Origin of the sequence: Bacteroides sp. NGMCC 1.200775 (assembly GCF_040798045.1) — a bacterium.
Classification (GTDB): Bacteria; Bacteroidota; Bacteroidia; order Bacteroidales; family Bacteroidaceae; genus Bacteroides; species Bacteroides hominis.
Genome location: NZ_JASCQK010000006.1, coordinates 153699 through 170267 on the forward strand (window position 1 = coordinate 153699; position 16569 = coordinate 170267).

16 protein-coding genes are annotated in these 16569 nt (G+C 41.6%); 13 read left to right on the forward strand and 3 right to left on the reverse strand.

Features of this window, described 5'->3' with window-relative positions; translation table 11 throughout:
- The first annotated feature begins 26 nt into the window (after window positions 1-26).
- From QK890_RS16110 to QK890_RS16145, 8 genes are all read left to right on the forward strand, one after another.
- Window positions 27-1073, forward strand: coding sequence for a DUF4837 family protein (locus QK890_RS16110; protein ID WP_005775822.1), 1047 nt, complete (start codon window positions 27-29; stop codon window positions 1071-1073).
- Window positions 1074-1077: 4 nt separating this feature from the next.
- The gene (gene pdxA / locus QK890_RS16115; protein WP_005775823.1) at window positions 1078-2175 is read left to right on the forward strand and encodes a 4-hydroxythreonine-4-phosphate dehydrogenase PdxA; all 1098 of its coding nucleotides are present in this window, start codon (window positions 1078-1080) and stop codon (window positions 2173-2175) included.
- A 24-nt stretch (window positions 2176-2199) separates the two neighbouring features.
- A complete protein-coding gene (locus QK890_RS16120) occupies window positions 2200-3426 on the forward strand; it encodes a sigma-54-dependent Fis family transcriptional regulator (protein ID WP_005775824.1) in 1227 nt (408 codons plus the stop codon).
- Window positions 3413-3934: an LptE family protein gene (lptE, locus tag QK890_RS16125; protein ID WP_005775825.1), complete on the forward strand. Its 522-nt coding sequence runs from the start codon at window positions 3413-3415 to the stop codon at window positions 3932-3934. The genes QK890_RS16120 and lptE overlap by 14 nt, the downstream gene beginning before the upstream one ends.
- Before the next feature lie 5 nt (window positions 3935-3939).
- Window positions 3940-4704, forward strand: a complete 765-nt coding sequence (locus QK890_RS16130; RefSeq protein WP_122296602.1) for a tetratricopeptide repeat protein — start codon at window positions 3940-3942, stop codon at window positions 4702-4704.
- Window positions 4705-4708: 4 nt separating this feature from the next.
- Complete coding sequence (gene secG, locus QK890_RS16135; protein ID WP_250702980.1) at window positions 4709-5086, forward strand: preprotein translocase subunit SecG; 378 nt, start codon at window positions 4709-4711, stop codon at window positions 5084-5086.
- A 170-nt stretch (window positions 5087-5256) separates the two neighbouring features.
- Window positions 5257-6645 (forward strand): MFS transporter, encoded by a 1389-nt coding sequence (locus tag QK890_RS16140; RefSeq protein ID WP_005775829.1) that lies wholly within the window; start codon window positions 5257-5259, stop codon window positions 6643-6645.
- Between the two features lie 6 nt (window positions 6646-6651).
- Window positions 6652-7005, forward strand: coding sequence for a PqqD family protein (locus QK890_RS16145; RefSeq protein ID WP_005809943.1), 354 nt, complete (start codon window positions 6652-6654; stop codon window positions 7003-7005).
- Between the two features lie 82 nt (window positions 7006-7087).
- Here the strand turns inward: QK890_RS16145 and QK890_RS16150 are convergent, their stop codons facing one another.
- The 3 genes from QK890_RS16150 to QK890_RS16160 form a co-directional block, all read right to left on the reverse strand.
- A complete protein-coding gene (locus QK890_RS16150; protein ID WP_005775831.1) occupies window positions 7088-8143 on the reverse strand; it encodes a DUF4831 family protein in 1056 nt (351 codons plus the stop codon).
- A gap of 73 nt (window positions 8144-8216) precedes the next feature.
- On the reverse strand, window positions 8217-9728 hold the full coding sequence (locus tag QK890_RS16155) for an NAD(P)H-hydrate dehydratase (protein ID WP_296026487.1): 1512 nt from the start codon (window positions 9726-9728) through the stop codon (window positions 8217-8219).
- A 43-nt stretch (window positions 9729-9771) separates the two neighbouring features.
- The gene (locus tag QK890_RS16160; protein ID WP_022012993.1) at window positions 9772-11112 is read right to left on the reverse strand and encodes a DUF5690 family protein; all 1341 of its coding nucleotides are present in this window, start codon (window positions 11110-11112) and stop codon (window positions 9772-9774) included.
- A gap of 247 nt (window positions 11113-11359) precedes the next feature.
- Between QK890_RS16160 and QK890_RS16165 the strand changes: the two genes are divergently transcribed.
- The 5 genes from QK890_RS16165 (at window position 11360) to QK890_RS16185 (ending at window position 16548) form a co-directional block, all read left to right on the forward strand.
- Entirely contained in the window at window positions 11360-11995 is a 636-nt protein-coding gene (locus QK890_RS16165; RefSeq protein WP_005809936.1) for a class I SAM-dependent methyltransferase, read from the forward strand.
- A 700-nt stretch (window positions 11996-12695) separates the two neighbouring features.
- The gene (upcY, locus tag QK890_RS16170; RefSeq protein WP_005818690.1) at window positions 12696-13214 is read left to right on the forward strand and encodes a capsular polysaccharide transcription antiterminator UpcY; all 519 of its coding nucleotides are present in this window, start codon (window positions 12696-12698) and stop codon (window positions 13212-13214) included.
- Between the two features lie 534 nt (window positions 13215-13748).
- The gene (locus QK890_RS16175; RefSeq protein WP_005818691.1) at window positions 13749-14141 is read left to right on the forward strand and encodes a UpxZ family transcription anti-terminator antagonist; all 393 of its coding nucleotides are present in this window, start codon (window positions 13749-13751) and stop codon (window positions 14139-14141) included.
- 23 nt (window positions 14142-14164) lie between these two features.
- Window positions 14165-15202, forward strand: a complete 1038-nt coding sequence (locus QK890_RS16180) for an alanine--glyoxylate aminotransferase family protein (RefSeq protein WP_005818693.1) — start codon at window positions 14165-14167, stop codon at window positions 15200-15202.
- A gap of 8 nt (window positions 15203-15210) precedes the next feature.
- Window positions 15211-16548, forward strand: a complete 1338-nt coding sequence (locus QK890_RS16185) for a Gfo/Idh/MocA family oxidoreductase (protein WP_005818695.1) — start codon at window positions 15211-15213, stop codon at window positions 16546-16548.
- The last annotated feature ends 21 nt before the right edge of the window (window positions 16549-16569 follow it).

Below are 16569 nucleotides of genomic sequence, written 5' to 3' on the forward strand. Positions count from 1 at the left end.
TTGTGAAAACATTAAAATTGATGCATATGAAAAAGTACCTGTTTTACCTCAGTATGGCTCTTGTAGCAGTAGTATTGTTTTCTTGTAAAGGCGGCAAGAAAAGTGTGTTTACTCCAACTTCCAGCGGACGTGCTTACGAAATCCTGGTGGTCGTTGATAATCCTGTGTGGGAGCGTCCTGCCGGTAGAGCTTTGTACAATGTGCTTGATACAGATGTACCCGGACTTCCGCAATCGGAACGTTCGTTCAGAATCATGTCTACTTCTGCGAACAATTTCGATGCTATCCTGAAGCTGGTACGTAATATTATTATCGTAGATATACAGGACATCTATAGTCAGCCTAAATTTAAGTATGCCAAGGATGTATATGCATCTCCCCAGATGATTCTGACTATTCAGGCTCCGGACGAAGCCACATTTGAAAAGTTTGTGAATGAAAATAAGCAAGCAATTATCGACTTCTTTACCCGTGCCGAGATGAATCGCCAGATTTCCCTGTTAGAGAAAAACCACAATGATTTCATTTCGAAGAAGGTTAACAGTATGTTCGATAGCGACATCTGGCTTCCGGCTGAGTTGGGCAGTTCAAAGACTGGAGAGGATTTCTTCTGGGCAGGTACGAATACAGCTTCCGCTGATCAGAATTTTGTGATCTACTCTTATCCGTATACCGATAAGGATACGTTTACGAAAGAGTTTTTCATCCATAAACGCGATTCTGTGATGAAAGCTAATATTCCGGGAGCTAAAGAAGGTATGTATATGTCGACAGACTCGACTACAGTCGAGGTTCGTCCAATCGATATTCATGGCGACTATACAATGGAAGCACGTGGGCTTTGGCGTATGAAGGGTGACTTCATGGGTGGTCCGTTTGTTTCGCACACTCGTCTGGACAAGGCTAACCATCGTATTGTCACTGTAGAGGTATTTATTTACTCACCAGATAAATTGAAACGTAACCTGATGCGCATGTTGGAAGCATCTCTGTATACTTTGCAACTTCCTACCGAGAAGAAGCAGGAGCAGATTCCGATGGGCATAGAGCAGGAGGAGAAAACTAACAAATAACAAAATGGAAGATAACAAAATAAAAATTGGTATCACTCAGGGAGACATAAACGGGGTAGGATACGAAGTAATATTGAAGACTTTTGCCGACCCCGTCATGTTGGAACTTTGTACACCGGTCATTTACGGTTCGCCGAAGGTGGCTGCATATCACCGTAAATCACTCGATCTGCCTACTAACTTCAGTATTGTCAATACTGCTGCAGAAGCTGCACACAATCGGTTGAGTGTAGTCAATTGTACGGATGACGAAGTGAAAGTCGAGTTTTCAAAACCCGATCCGGAGGCCGGTAAAGCAGCTTTAGGGGCACTTGAAAAAGCGATAGAGGAGTTCAGGGAAGGGTTGATTGATGTCATTGTGACAGCTCCTATTAATAAGCATACAATTCAGTCCGAAGGATTCGCTTTCCCCGGACATACTGAATATATTGAAGAGCGTTTGGGAGACGGTTCGAAATCTCTGATGATCCTGATGAAGGAGGATTTCCGTGTGGCTTTGGTGACCGGTCATATTCCGGTTCGGGAGATAGCTTCTTCGATAACCAAAGAGCTGATTCAGGAGAAACTTGTCATTTTCAACCGTTCGTTGAAACAGGATTTTGGAATCGGCGCACCTCGCATTGCAGTGTTGGCACTGAATCCACATGCCGGAGATGACGGGTTGCTCGGTACGGAAGAACAGGAGATCATTTCTCCGGCTATCCAGGAGATGGCCGCTAAAGGAATCTTATGTTATGGTCCTTATCCGGCTGACGGCTTTATGGGATCGGGTAATTTTACCCATTTTGACGGAGTGCTCGCTATGTATCATGATCAGGGACTGGCACCTTTCAAGGCATTGGCCATGGATGAAGGCGTGAATTATACGGCAGGTCTGCCTGTGATACGCACTTCTCCGGCGCACGGTACAGCCTATGATATTGCAGGAAAAGGGGTTGCTTGTGAAGATTCATTCCGGCAAGCTATTTATGTAGCGATTGATGTATTCCGTAACCGCCAGCGTGAAAAGGCAGCACATGCCAATCCGTTGCGTAAACAATATTACGAAAAAAGAGACGACAGTGATAAACTGAAGCTCGATACAGTAGATGACGATATTTAATCAGGAAGGGAGTTTAGTGCGAATATGACAAAAGCGGAAATACAACAAGTAAAACTAAGGTTCGGTATTATTGGTAACACTGAAGCCTTGACGCGTGCGATAGATGTTGCCATACAGGTAGCGCCTACCGATTTGTCCGTGCTAATAACCGGAGAGAGTGGTGTCGGCAAGGAAAGCTTTCCTCAGATTATTCATCAGTATAGCCGTCGTAAACATGGCCAGTATATTGCCGTGAACTGTGGTGCTATTCCTGAGGGGACCATTGATTCGGAACTATTTGGGCATGAAAAAGGGGCTTTTACAGGTGCTATTGGTGAGCGGAAAGGATATTTTGGCGAGGCCGACGGCGGGACTATCTTTCTGGATGAAGTCGGGGAGTTGCCTTTGCCTACTCAGGCGCGTTTGCTTCGTGTGCTTGAAAGCGGAGAGTTTATAAAAGTAGGTTCTTCCAAAGTGCAGAAAACAGATGTCCGTATTGTGGCTGCTACCAATGTCAATCTGACACAAGCCATTGCTGAAGGGCGTTTTCGTGAGGATTTGTATTACCGTCTCAATACGGTACCCATCCAGATTCCTCCTTTGCGGGAACGTGGAGAAGACGTGCTGTTGCTGTTCCGCAAATTTGCAAGTGATTTTGCGGAGAAATATCGTATGCCTGCGATACAACTGACCGAAGATGCCAAACAGGTTTTATTGTCATATTCATGGCCGGGTAATGTGCGCCAATTGAAGAATATCACGGAACAGATCTCCATCATTGAGACAAATCGTGAAATCAATGCTTCTATTTTGCGGACCTATCTGCCTGCCCAGAATACACAACGACTGCCGGCTTTGTTCGGTGTAAAGGCCGGGAAGAGTTTTGAAAGTGAACGTGAAATTTTATATCAGGTTCTCTTTGATATGCGGCAGGATGTGACCGAACTGAAAAAGCTTGTGCACGAAATCATGTCCGAACGCGGAGCTGTAGCTTCCAATGTTGGTACGTTTTATGCCCCGGCTCCTGTTGTGACGCCTCCGCCTTCTGTACCTGCCCTGATCCATCCGGTCAAGCCTAATTGTCCCGATGACGATGACATACAGGATACCGAAGAGTATGTTGAAGAGTCTCTTTCGCTGGACGAGGTAGAGAAAGAAATGATACGTAAAGCCCTTGAGAAACATCATGGCAAACGAAAAAGTGCGGCAAAGGACCTCAATATCTCTGAGCGTACCCTTTACCGAAAAATAAAAGAATATGGATTGGAATAAAAAGATAATGCGAATCTCACTACTGGTTGTCACGCTGGTAGTGGGCATCTCGTGTACTGTTTCTTATAAATTTAATGGTGGTAATATCAATTACGATAAGGTAAAGACTATTTCTATAGCCGACTTTCCTATAAAGTCGGACTATGTTTATGCACCGTTAGGTACTAAATTCAATGAAGATCTGAAAGATATCTTCCTTCGCCAGACTCGCCTGAAGCTGGTGAATAATAATGCCGACCTTCAGATTGATGGAGAAATCACCGGATACAACCAGTATAACCAAGCTGTTTCGGCCGATGGATACTCTTCTGAAACGAAGCTGACGATTACGGTAAATGTTCGTTTTGTGAATAATACGAACCATGAGCAGGACTTCGAACAGCAATTCTCGGCTTTCCGTGTCTACGACTCAAGGGAGTTACTGACAGCTGTTCAGGACGGACTGATTGCGGAGATGACCAAAGAGATTACAGATCAAATATTTAATGCAACGGTAGCAAATTGGTAATTGGGATGATTTCTGCTAATTTACAACAATGGATTCAGCATCCTGAAACGCTGAATAAAGATACTTTGTACGAGTTGCGGACACTTGTCACACGCTATCCTTATTTCCAGTCGCTGCGTTTACTCTATCTTAAAAATCTTTATCTGTTACACGATATCTCTTTCGGTGCGGAGCTTCGTAAAGCCATATTATATGTGGCAGATCGCCGGAAGCTGTTTTATCTGATTGAAGGTGAGAGGTATATTTTGAAGCCCCGTAAAAAGAATATGCCTTCCGAAGCAGAAGTGTTGGAGGAAGAGCCCGGTCTGGATCGTACACTCTCCCTGATCGATGCTTTTTTGGCCACTGTGCCTGAAGAGGTTTCCGGGCAGACAAGTCTGGACTATTCAACGGATTATACTACTTATCTGTTACAGGAAGATGAAGAAGATTCCGCTCCGGAACAGTCGGAGATTCCGAAACTTCGTGGGTATGAATTGATCGATGGCTTTATCGAGAGAAGTGAGGGAGAAACATCCATTCGTCTGCAGCCCGCAGCTAACAATGAAACGCTTCCCGTGGAAGAAGAGGGGGAGGCGCATCATGAAGAAGATGAAGATGATAGCTGTTTTACCGAAACATTAGCCAAAATATATGTCAAACAGCACCGATATTCCAAGGCACTTGAAATTATTAAAAAATTAAGTTTGAAATATCCAAAAAAAAATGCTTACTTTGCAGACCAAATCAGATTTTTAGAGAAATTGATTATTAACGCTAAATCAAAATAACAAAATGTACTTATTATTAGTTATCTTAATGGTTATTGCAGCCATACTGATGTGCTTCATTGTGTTGATTCAGAACTCAAAAGGCGGTGGTCTTGCTTCTGGGTTCTCGTCATCTAACCAGATTATGGGTGTACGCAAAACTACAGACTTTCTGGAAAAGGCAACTTGGGGCTTAGCTGCATTTATGGTTGTGATGAGCATTGCTACTGCTTATGTTGTTCCGACTTCTTCTTCTAAAACGCAAGATGTCATCATGGAACAGGCTCAGCAGGAAGAACAGACCAACCCGTATAACCTGCCTGTAGGTACTACTGCACCGAAGACGGATGCTGCTCCGGCTGAAGCACCTGCAACAGAAACTCCGGCAACCCCGGCAAACTAACAACAGATTCTTTTTAAGAAACGATAAGTGAAGCTGCAATTTCAAACCGAAACTTGCAGCTTCACTTGTTTTTAGCCGTAAAATGTATCTTTTTGTTAGGCATACAAGGCGGATTTAGTTACCTTTGTTCGCTATAACACTTTTACTAACTTCTGAGTTTAAATATTACAATGACAGAACAATTGAGAAACAAACTGAGTGACTCCAAAACACTTCGTTGGAGTGTGCTCGCTCTGGTCGCTTTTACTATGCTTTGCGGCTATTTCCTTACCGACGTAATGTCTCCTTTGAAACCCATGCTCGAAAAAGAGCTCCTTTGGGATAGTTTGGATTATGGATTCTTTACCAGCGCTTACGGGTGGTTTAATGTATTCCTGCTGATGTTGATTTTTGGTGGTATCATTCTCGATAAGATGGGAGTTCGTTTCACCGGAATGGGAGCCTGTATACTGATGGTGCTGGGTTGTGGACTGAAATATTATGCTATTTCTACAACTTTCCCCGAAGGCGCTTTGATTATGGGCTTCAAAACTCAGGTCTTTCTGGCTGCTTTAGGATATGCTATCTTTGGTGTAGGTGTAGAGATTGCAGGTATCACGGTTTCCAAGATTATTGTAAAATGGTTTAAGGGCAAAGAGATGGCTTTAGCCATGGGACTTGAGATGGCAACCGCGCGTATCGGTACTACTTTGGCAATGGTACTTACTGTTCCTATTGCCGATTATTTTGGCTATACGGATGAAAGTGGCAGTTTCCATACCAATATTCCGATGCCTATTTTGTTGTGTCTGATTATGCTGTGCATCGGTACTATCGCCTTCTTTATCTATACCTTTTATGATAAGAAACTTGATGCTTCTTTAGATGCTCAGGGAGAAGAACCGGAGGAACCGTTCCGTATGAAGGATGTTATGCTTATTGTTACTAATAAGGGATTCTGGTTGATTGCTTTATTGTGTGTATTGTTCTATTCCGCTGTCTTCCCCTTTATTAAATATGCAACTGACTTGATGGTGCAGAAGTATAACGTAGATCCTAAATTGGCCGGAAATATCCCAGGATTACTACCGATAGGGACCATCTTCCTGACTCCGTTGTTTGGTACTCTTTATGACCGTATCGGTAAGGGAGCTACATTGATGATTATCGGTGCCGTTATGTTGATTGGCGTACATACTTTGTTTGCGCTTCCTATCCTTAATGTATGGTGGTTTGCCACTGTAATTATGATAATTCTGGGTATTGCCTTCTCACTGGTGCCTTCGGCCATGTGGCCTTCTGTTCCGAAAATTATTCCGGAGAAACAACTGGGTACAGCCTATGCCCTGATTTTCTGGGTACAGAACTGGGGATTGATGGGTGTTCCTTTGTTGATCGGATGGGTACTGAATACTTATTGCAAAGGTCCCGTTGTAGATGGTGCACAGACCTATGATTATACTTTGCCTATGTCTATCTTTGCTTGTTTTGGTGTTTTGGCACTGATTGTGGCTTTGATGCTGAAAGCTGAAGATAAGAAGAAGGGATACGGATTGCAGGAAGCGAATATTAAGAAATAACAGAATATGGCAGACGCGAAAGAGAAAATAAATCTTCTGGATGTAATTCCTTTCCGTAGTGAGAATATTACAGCCGAAAAGGGAAGCGATGGTACCGTTACCATTGCTTTCCCCCGGTTTAAATATGAATGGATGCGGCGTTTTTTATTGCCCAAAGGAATGTCTCCGGATATTCATGTCCGGCTGGAAGAACATGGTACTGCCGTATGGGAGTTAATTGACGGGAAGCGGACCGTACGCCAGATTATTGAAGAACTTGCAGAGCATTTCGATCACGAAGAAAATTACGAATCGCGTATTACTGCTTATATCACCCAGTTGCAGAAGGACGGATTTGTGAAATTAGCAGTTACAAACTGACGGTGTTTGAAAAGCACAATTTAAGAAAATAAAAAAAACTCCGACTGACCTGTATAGATCAGCCGGAGTTTTTTTATCAGTTTTATTCTCCTTCTTCCCTATCTACTTTAATCAATCCTCCTGTAGCCGGATTGAAAGTAACTTGTACGGTCGATTTTTTATTGAAAAGAGCCGGAGCCAGATATTCAATTGTTCCGAACTGTGTAACGGGAAGTTCACCGTTAAACCATTCTTTTTTTCCTTCTATAAGCGTCACTTGTGCCTTACCGGGCACGTTATAAGCTATGCCGTCTACTTTCTTTTTGCCATCGTCTTCCGGTACATTGACTGTTTTCAGATTTTTCAGAGTAATGTAAACCGGTTCTCCTGCCAGGTCATTATTGGCAACTATACCCAGTTTCCTGGAAAAGCGGAAGGCCACTTCGTTATCCATCTCTTTTTCCGGATTCAGGCGGATAGTAAATATCCGCTCGTCTTTATTCAGTGTACCTGAGAACATTTCGGTCATGGCAGCTTCCTGTTCTTCCAGGTTGGCAAGCATTATCTTCAGTTGTTCTCCGTCTTTAGGCATGTTGTCTGCCTGTCCGCGTACTAAGGCGTTTTTGCTTTCGCGGATGTTGTAGATTTCTTTGGCGACCAATTCAGCCATTTTAGCTGTAGAACCTGCCATCAGAATCTCTTCTGTCAGAAAATCGCGTGGATTTACTTTTTTTCTCAGCGTAGTGGCTGGTTGTATAGGTGCAGACTTCTTCGGACTTAACGGTACATTGATCGATTTAACAATACCGTCTTCGGTCAACTCTATCAACGGAGCCACTGTTTTATCCTTCAGTTTGACGAAATAGGTATGGTCACTATCGGGGATACCGACAGATTTGGCTTTGACGCTGACCAGTTCCCAATATTCCTGAGGCTCTCCCGACACATCGGTCAGCCGCAGATAACGGTCGGCATATTTGCTGAATTCTCCCGGAGTGTATGTCACTTTATTGGCTTTGACTTCAATGTCGATTGCTGTTTTAGGAAGTGCATAGGTCACCCCGTAATCTTTTCCCCGGGTAACTCCCGCTGTAACTTCTGTCTGGGCATATGCCGAGGCAGAAAGTAACAGTCCTGTCAGTATAATTAGCTTTTTCATTTTCCGGTTTATTTTAACTGGTTTAAAAAACAAAGTTAATGAAGTTATTTGGAAAATCATAAGTTGTTAACCTTTATTCGCTTACCAGACGCCAGGCCATTGGCAGATAATTGACAATATCTCCGGCTGTCATACCGATAACGCCCTGCTTTTTGCGTGCGAAATCGCCGGCCAGACCGTGTACGTAAGTACCTATTTTAGCTGCTTCTTCAGCCGGGTATCCCTGTGTCAGTAAAGCCAGTATGACACCCGTCAATACATCTCCACTTCCGGCTGTCGCCATGCCCGGATTACCTGTGGAGTTGAAATAACATTTGCCCGAAGGGGTGATAATTGCTGAATAAGCTCCTTTTAATATAATATGTACTTTAGCGGTACGAGCCAGTTCACAAGCTTTCATTAGTCGCTCGTACGAATTCTGGCATTTGCCCACCATACGTTCCAGCTCCTTGGGGTGAGGGGTCAGGATGGAGCCTTTGGGGAGCGTGGTCAGTGCATGTCGGTGGTTGGCTAATATATTCAGTGCATCGGCATCCAGCACCAAAGGAGTCTGGCATCCACTGAGTTGCTCGAGCAATGCGGCTTCTGTTTCTTCTGAGCGTCCGATTCCCGGACCGATACCTACCGCCTGATAGTCATCTGTATCTGTGGGAAAAGCAAAGCAGGAATCACTGGCATCGAATTCGACAATTGCTTCCGGGACGGAAATCTGTAGGATGTCATTGTTACGCATGGGTGCGTGTACAGTCAGCAATCCTACCCCCGAACGCATACAGGCACGGGCCGCCAGCACTGAAGCCCCTGCCATACCATACGATCCGGCAATCAGCAAGGCGTGTCCGAAATTTCCTTTGTGTGAAAAGGGGCTGCGGGGTTTGATCAAAGCATGTATCTCTTCTGCTTCCAATAAGGCATAATTGCTTTCTGTTTCTTCGATGGCTTCATGGCTGAGGTTGATATCCAGCAATTTCCATTCACCAACGAATTCGGCATTCTCTGCGAAGAGAAAAGCCAGTTTGGGCAATTGCAGGCTCAGTGTCAGATGGGCACGGATGATATTGGCTTTTACGTTAAATGTGTTTTCTTCTCCCATCAATCCCGAAGGGGTGTCGATAGCAACCACTGTAGCAGGCGATGCATTGATATATTTCACTACAGCCGCGAAACCGCCGCTTAACGGTTTATTGAGTCCCGAACCAAAAAGTCCGTCCACTACCAAATGATCCATTGTCAGGGTAGGAGGTACGAATTGTGTGCTTACTTCACTGAACTTCACATTATCCATCATTTCCACCAACTCTTTGTTGGTCTGACAGTCGGCTGACAGTTCTCCTTTCGGGTTGAACAGATAGGCTTCAACCTTATATTCCTTTTCCGCCAGCATGCGGGCCACGGCAAGGGCATCTCCGCCGTTATTACCCGGTCCCGCAAATACCGTGACAGGAGTTGTGATGTCCCAACGTTCAGTGATGGCTTTTGTCAGTGCCTGCGCTGCCCGTTCCATCAGGTCGATCGATGCAATCGGTTCATGTTCTATGGTGTAAGCATCCAGTTTTTTGATGCTGCTACTTGGAAAAATCTTCATGGTGAACTTTTATTTTAAGTTTTTTGACCCACAAAGATAGCAATTAATATACGAAATCAGGAACTTCTTTTTCTTCTTCTTTTTTTCTGAATACGCCTGTTTTTCCGTAGTTCTCTCTACGATAACGTTGGTACAGATAGATAAATGAACATACGAAAGCGACAAAACAAATCACTCCTACATAGCCGGCCATCAAGTTGTAGAAAGCGGTCCAGTTAATGTCAGGTGAAAAGAATTCCTTGACAGCCAATACGATAACCGTACCCGTATAGCCGAGAAAATCATTCATGGCAATAAAGAAACCTACATTACCCCGGATTTTGAAGCAAGCGATAAAACGGTCGAAGAAAATGGTCTGAAAAGTGAGAAAAGCCAGATAAAGACAGAGGCTCTGAATGAATAACCAGACAATAGCGTTTAATTGCAATTGTTCGTAGCCAAATGAAACCACTGCCATCACTACCATGCTGATGATGATCAATCCCAGTAATATCGATAATGCTTTCAAGTTGCTTCGTACAAAAACCATCAACCCGAAAATGACAAGGATAATGATAGTTACTACGCTGTCTACCTGAGCAAACATCCACGAAGAGTATTGGGAGACATCGATAATCTTCACCAGGAAGTCTTCTTTGATATCCCTTAAGATTGTCAATACTACATTGGCAATGAAGAGCAGGGTGAGAAATGGCATAAAATTCTTGAAGATATCCCAACGCTGTTTGCCGTTCAGTGTTTCCCGTTTCGATTTCATGGCGATATCTTCGGCCGTGGGTTGTGGGAGCCGGTTCAGAGAATAACCCAATAGGGCGAGTATGGGTAAAGCAATACCTCCGATCAGAGCCGGCATCCAGAATTCACTTATGTTTAAAGTGTCCATAACAAACAAGCCGGCGGACTTAGCTGTTCCCGAGCTGATAACCATACTGACACCCAACAGGCTGGCGAGTATGTCCGTCATGCGGCGTCCTTCTATAAAACTAAAAATGATTCCCCACATACATCCCAATGAAAGACCGTTCAGAAACATAGCTCCTATATTATAAGGTGCAGGTAGTAGTCCGAACAGTATCAACGAAGCTTCTGCCAGTACAATGGAGATCAGGATGAATTTCATCCGGTTTTCCCGTTTCAACTCTGAAATGAGTTTGATCCCAATGAACTTGGAAAGTACGTATCCTAATATCTGTGCGATAGTGACCACTACTTTATAATCCATTCCAAATGCCTCAAGTCCATCGAATCCGGCAGCCGTATAAGGTTTTCTTAGTGCATAAACCAGTGAGTAGGAGAGCAATGCAGCACCACCTGCCCAAAGAATGAAAAGGAAATCGGAAAGTTTCTTTTGTGAATTAGTTTTTACTTGTTGTACATTGTCCATAACATCTGCTTGTTGTTTTCTGGCGCAAAAATAGGTCCCTCGTATTACAGACCTGTTACTGAATATATGAATATTTATTATTAATAGATATTGATAATGAAAGAGTTATGTTGTAATGTTTATGTAATATTTATGAAATAGAAACGAAATTCATACTGTGCTTCTATCGAATAAATTCCCTACTTTTAGGTATTGCCTGTTTATATGGAATCTGTAACTTTGTTTGTGAAACCAAAACAAATAATAAATGAAAAGGAAAAGCCTTATTAACAGAATCTTGCAGAATGTCCGTAAACCCGAAGGATTCTTTGGAAGAATGATACTCTGGGGAATGAATCAGGGACATGCTTCGTTGGCTCATTGGGGAATGTCTTGTATGGAGTGGCATCAGGGATGGAACGTGCTTGATATAGGTTGCGGTGGTGGTGCCAACCTGGCGCAAATCCTCAAATATTGCCCGCAAGGTAAGGCTTTTGGCATAGACATTTCACCGGAAAGTGTTGCTTTTGCACGAAAAAGAAACAGAAGGCAACTTGGTACACGTTGTTTTGTAGAGCAGGGGAGTGTCGATCAACTTCCATATTCCGATCACAGTTTTAATGTGGTCACCGCTTTTGAGACCATTTACTTCTGGAGTGACTTACAGCATACTTTTACTGAAGTGGCACGTGTCTTGAAGCCTGGCGGTGCTTTTCTTATCTGTTGCGAAATGAGTGATCCGACGAATGAAGTATGGACCAGTCGTGTCGAAGGAATGGTGGTGTATTCCGATGATCAGCTGAAGACTATTCTTGTTAATGCCGGTTTTACCAATATAGCCATGTACCGCCGCAGAAAAGAGGAATTATGTATAATAGGGCATAAGAAAATGATGCAGTTGTAAAGGATACCGATGGTTAGCTTACTACTGAATGTATTAACAATGTTAATGGTAAGAAGAGAAGTTTAATTGCTTGCCGATAACTTATTAACTTCGTATTTTTATGAAGTTAATATCCTATGGTTACGAAGTTAACTTTAACACTGTGTTAAAGTTAACTTCCTATAATCATTTTATTAATACCCTGTTTGCAGGAAATCAGATGATTATATGTTTGTTGTTTAGTTCAGGTAGAATCATCCTTTTACATTTAAAATATGAAGTTGTCAATTTATCAAGTTAGCATTAATACTTCTTGTTACTTAATTAAATGCTTGTTTTTATATTTTTCTATAATACATATATTATAGTACTTCCCTTCTTTATGAAGATTTGAATTATACTTTTGATTTACATGGGTATAGCCATGTTTTGTGAAAATAATCTGTGAAAAGTTTTGGAGACTCGAAAGAAGGTTTTACCTTTGCAACCGAAAATATATATGCGTGTGAATACTCTTTTTTGAATCGAATATATATTTCAAATAAAATAATTCAACGTATCAGATGGTTCTCAAATCTGATGCGAATACTTTTTCTATATCCAATCATTAAAAAACTTAATTTGTAAACTGCTGAAAATAAGGCGTGTTTTTTGAATATTTCTGTTTTTAACAAATTTTCATCCTTAGTCATTACTGAAACTTTTTCTTACGAACGTAGTCTTGGAGACAACAGATAGCGATAAACATTGGTATGTCGTACTGACACGAACTAACTCAGAACGTAAAGTTCGGGATTATTTTCAATTGCAGGAGGTAGATACCTTTCTTCCTGTACAAAACCGTGTCATAGAGCGTGAAGGAAAACGCATTGAGCGTGAGCGCCTTTTGTTGCCCCGTATGGTTTTCGTTCATATCTCCCGTCAGGAAATGGCCGCCGTCCGAAGCACACTGAATGTATACGATTTCCTTCGTGATCGTTCCACCGGGGCTCCTACCTGTATCCCTGATGCGCAAATGGCTGATTTTCGCTATATGCTCGATTACTCCCAGGATCAGGTGATCCTGACAGGAGAGTCCATTCCCAAAGGTACTCGTGTAGTAGTTGCCAAGGGCGATTTACAAGGCTTGCGGGGAGAATTGGTCCGCTATAATAATAAATATCATATTTTAGTACGTATCGATATGTTCGGTAGCGCTATGGTTACAATTCCGGCTAGCTACATCCGGAAAGAGAAATAAAAAGTATATATGTAAAGAAAATACCATTATATGTAATGGCGATAACAATATATGTAACGGGTGATAACAATATATGTAATGCCTCGTTACGTCGTTAGATATAATTCTATTGGATATTATTACTCTTCTTCAGGTTTCGGAAGTGCAAGTGCTCGTTTATAGTTGACAAAAAAGTAAGTATCCCAGCTTTCGACCGAAAAGGCTATCGGTGGGAGGAAAAAGTGAATTTAACACTTAACTGTTTGAAAAGTAATGCTTTCAAAGTACAAGCCTTCTGTCTACAAAAGTTTCGTTTTAACACAGTGTTAAAGCTTGTTCTTTAGATGCAAATAACGAGTGTTTTAAATGCAAAAGGCCTGTTGTTTACGCACAAGAACCAAACAGTCTAAAAAAGACGTTAACAATGTTAATTGAAGAAAGGCATAAGTATATCGGTTCAGACGGCGTAAATCTACTTCTGAAACTGAAGTTACTTTTTCTATATAAATAAAAACCGAAAAAGAATCGACGAATCATAATTCATTCCTTTTTAAAATGAAAAATTCTCTGTGTAATTCTGTGTCCTCCGTAGTGAAGAAACTCTTGGAGTATGGCGGGGACGGTACTCCTGTCTATGTGAATGAACTTACTGCGTTAAATAAAGAACTCCGTAACTTGTGTGCCGATCTTCTTCTTCAGAAAGGAAAATCCCCCGAAGAAGAGGCGGAAATTCTTGTTACTTTGTTCAAAGGTTACGATACCATGCTGTTTAATTTCTCCTTAGAAAATGAACAGGTTGTTCAAGAATTATTGGATCGTTCAATGACTGTTTTAGAAAAACTACCAGCCTCTGTATTGAAATGTCAATTGCTGCTGGAGTGCTTTGAACAGATGGGAGATGAGGAGCTGATAAGAGAAGTGAAAAATATTGTAAATCGATTAGCTTAGTAGTTTTAAAATTTGAGTTATTTATGAATTCTTTTGTATTTCCTGGTAATATAGAGTCGGATATCCTTGGTATTTCTTCTCTTCCCATTCCCTACATGCGTACTTCCTCTTTTTCATCTTTGGTGCAAGATTGTGAGAGTATGTTGCTTCGTTTGATTGGTTGCCCTAATGGGCGGGTTATTTTTTATACAGCTTCCGGAACAGGTGCGATGGATGCAGTTGTAACCAATTATGTTTCTCTAAAGCATAAAGCTTTTGTTGTTGCTGGCGGTTCTTTTGGTTATCGTTGGAAAAGTTTATGCGACTATTATGATATTGATGTTGATTTGTATGAAGTGCCTTTCGCAAAAGATATAGATTACTCAGATCTTGAGGCCAAGATTGCATTATCGCATCCAGATGTGTTTCTTTGCCAGCAGCATGAAACCTCTACTGGACAAATGTTCAATTTAGATAAAATCTCCTATATTTGTAAGAAATATCATGTCTCTTTGGTCGTTGATGCAATCAGTTCTTTTTTGGCTGATCCTCTGCATATGTCTGATTTGGGAATAGATATCTGCATTACCAGTAGCCAAAAAGGCCTTAATATAGCTCCAGGGCTTTCTTTCGTCATTCTTTCTCAAAATATTTCGGATATGCACTTTGCCAGTTCCGGTTATTATTTTGATTTTAATGAAAATTTAAAAAATCTCCAACGCGGGCAGACCCCTTATAGTCCGGCTACTACGATTTTTTTACAATTGCATGAACGACTGAAACGTAATGTTCAGATAGGAGTAGACAGCATTATTTCCCGAGTTCGTGAACGTGCTTTGTTTTTTCGTACTTTATGTAATAAGTACAATTGGATTGTTCCTGCCGAAGTGCCGTCTAATTGCATCACCGGTTTTTTTATCAATCGTAATGGCGATATTCTTTTCAAAGAATTACTTGATAGGGAGATTTACATAATGCCGGGGGGAACACCTAATTATTTTCGGGTATCTCATCTTGGAGTACAGGATAAGCAGGATTTGCTTTGTTTGTCTGAGGAAATTTATCGTATCGAACAATTATAATTTATTCGATGAAACGGGTTATTACTTACGGTACATATGATTTGCTCCATCAAGGTCATTTGAATTTACTTCGTCGTGCCAAATCGTTAGGTGATTATTTGATTGTTGGTGTGACTACGGATAATTTTGATTTGGATCGGGGTAAGCTAAATGTCCGCAATAATGTAATGGAGCGTATCGAAAGTGTTCGTCGAACGGGGTTGGCTGACGAAATTATCATAGAAGAGTATGTCGGTCAAAAGATAGATGATATTCAGCGCTATAATATTGATGTATTTGCAATTGGTTCCGATTGGAGAGGCCATTTTGATTATCTGAAAGAGTATTGTGATGTTGTTTATCTAGATCGTACAGAGGGGATTTCCAGTACACAGTTGAGGAATGAGAGTTGTGTTCGTCTTGGTATCATCGGCACAGGGCGCATAGCCCATAAGTTTATTCCTGAGGTTGCTTTTGTCAATGGAGTTAACATAACTACAGTTTATAATCCTGATCAGGAGTCCGCATCTTCATTTTCAGAGCAATTTGGTATATCCCATGTGTCATGTTCTTTTTCCGAATTGTGTAAACATATAGATGCTGCTTATGTTGCATCTCCACATTTAACCCATTATGACTATGTTAAACAACTTTTGGATTGTGGGAAACACGTTTTATGCGAAACTCCTTTGACACTATCCTTTTCCGAGGCACAGCAACTTTGTGAACTTGCCAGATCCAAAGGATTGACTTTCATGGAAGCTAACAAAACAGCTCACTGCCCTGCTTTTAATCATCTGATTACATTGATAAAATCCGGTTTGATCGGTACCATCGTTGATATAGATGCTTCTTTATCCACTTTAAAGGTTCAGGGAGTGCGAGAACTTGACAGTTTTCAGGCCGGTGGTAGTGTGACTGAAAATCTCTCTTTTGCTTTACTTCCGGTATTTAAACTTTTGGGTACTAATTATAAAGAGGTAATGTTCTTTTCTTCTTTTAAGGATGGCGTTGATATTTTCACTAAAGGGATATTACGCTATGATTCGGCTATTGCTTCCTTTAAGTTGGGGCTTGGGGTCAAGACGGAAGGGAATCTGGTAATTTCAGGTACTAAAGGATATGCTTATGTTCCTGCACCTTGGTGGAAGACTGATTATTTTGAACTTCGTTATGAAGATACAAATCAAAATAAGAAATACTTTTATACTTATGCGGGCGAGGGTCTCCGTTATGAATTACAGGAATTTGTATCCTGCATAAACAATGGACTTTGTAATACGCATCGGCTAACCTATTCTGAAATGATTACTATGGCTGGGATTATAGAAAAATTCCGAAGGGGTGAACATGTTGAATTCCTATAGTGTAAATAGTTACAAAACTTA

Excerpts from the sequence above, each read along its gene's own strand:
- QK890_RS16110 (WP_005775822.1), top strand. The coding sequence starts at position 27 with ATGAAAAAGTACCTGTTTTACCTCAGTATGGCTCTTGTAGCAGTAGTA.
- pdxA (WP_005775823.1), top strand. The coding sequence starts at position 1,078 with ATGGAAGATAACAAAATAAAAATTGGTATCACTCAGGGAGACATAAAC.
- QK890_RS16120 (WP_005775824.1), top strand. The coding sequence starts at position 2,200 with ATGACAAAAGCGGAAATACAACAAGTAAAACTAAGGTTCGGTATTATT.
- lptE (WP_005775825.1), top strand. The coding sequence starts at position 3,413 with ATGGATTGGAATAAAAAGATAATGCGAATCTCACTACTGGTTGTCACG.
- QK890_RS16130 (WP_122296602.1), top strand. The coding sequence starts at position 3,940 with ATGATTTCTGCTAATTTACAACAATGGATTCAGCATCCTGAAACGCTG.
- secG (WP_250702980.1), top strand. The coding sequence starts at position 4,709 with ATGTACTTATTATTAGTTATCTTAATGGTTATTGCAGCCATACTGATG.
- QK890_RS16140 (WP_005775829.1), top strand. The coding sequence starts at position 5,257 with ATGACAGAACAATTGAGAAACAAACTGAGTGACTCCAAAACACTTCGT.
- QK890_RS16145 (WP_005809943.1), top strand. The coding sequence starts at position 6,652 with ATGGCAGACGCGAAAGAGAAAATAAATCTTCTGGATGTAATTCCTTTC.
- QK890_RS16150 (WP_005775831.1), bottom strand. The coding sequence starts at position 8,143 with ATGAAAAAGCTAATTATACTGACAGGACTGTTACTTTCTGCCTCGGCA.
- QK890_RS16155 (WP_296026487.1), bottom strand. The coding sequence starts at position 9,728 with ATGAAGATTTTTCCAAGTAGCAGCATCAAAAAACTGGATGCTTACACC.
- QK890_RS16160 (WP_022012993.1), bottom strand. The coding sequence starts at position 11,112 with ATGGACAATGTACAACAAGTAAAAACTAATTCACAAAAGAAACTTTCC.
- QK890_RS16165 (WP_005809936.1), top strand. The coding sequence starts at position 11,360 with ATGAAAAGGAAAAGCCTTATTAACAGAATCTTGCAGAATGTCCGTAAA.
- QK890_RS16175 (WP_005818691.1), top strand. The coding sequence starts at position 13,749 with ATGAAAAATTCTCTGTGTAATTCTGTGTCCTCCGTAGTGAAGAAACTC.
- QK890_RS16180 (WP_005818693.1), top strand. The coding sequence starts at position 14,165 with ATGAATTCTTTTGTATTTCCTGGTAATATAGAGTCGGATATCCTTGGT.
- QK890_RS16185 (WP_005818695.1), top strand. The coding sequence starts at position 15,211 with ATGAAACGGGTTATTACTTACGGTACATATGATTTGCTCCATCAAGGT.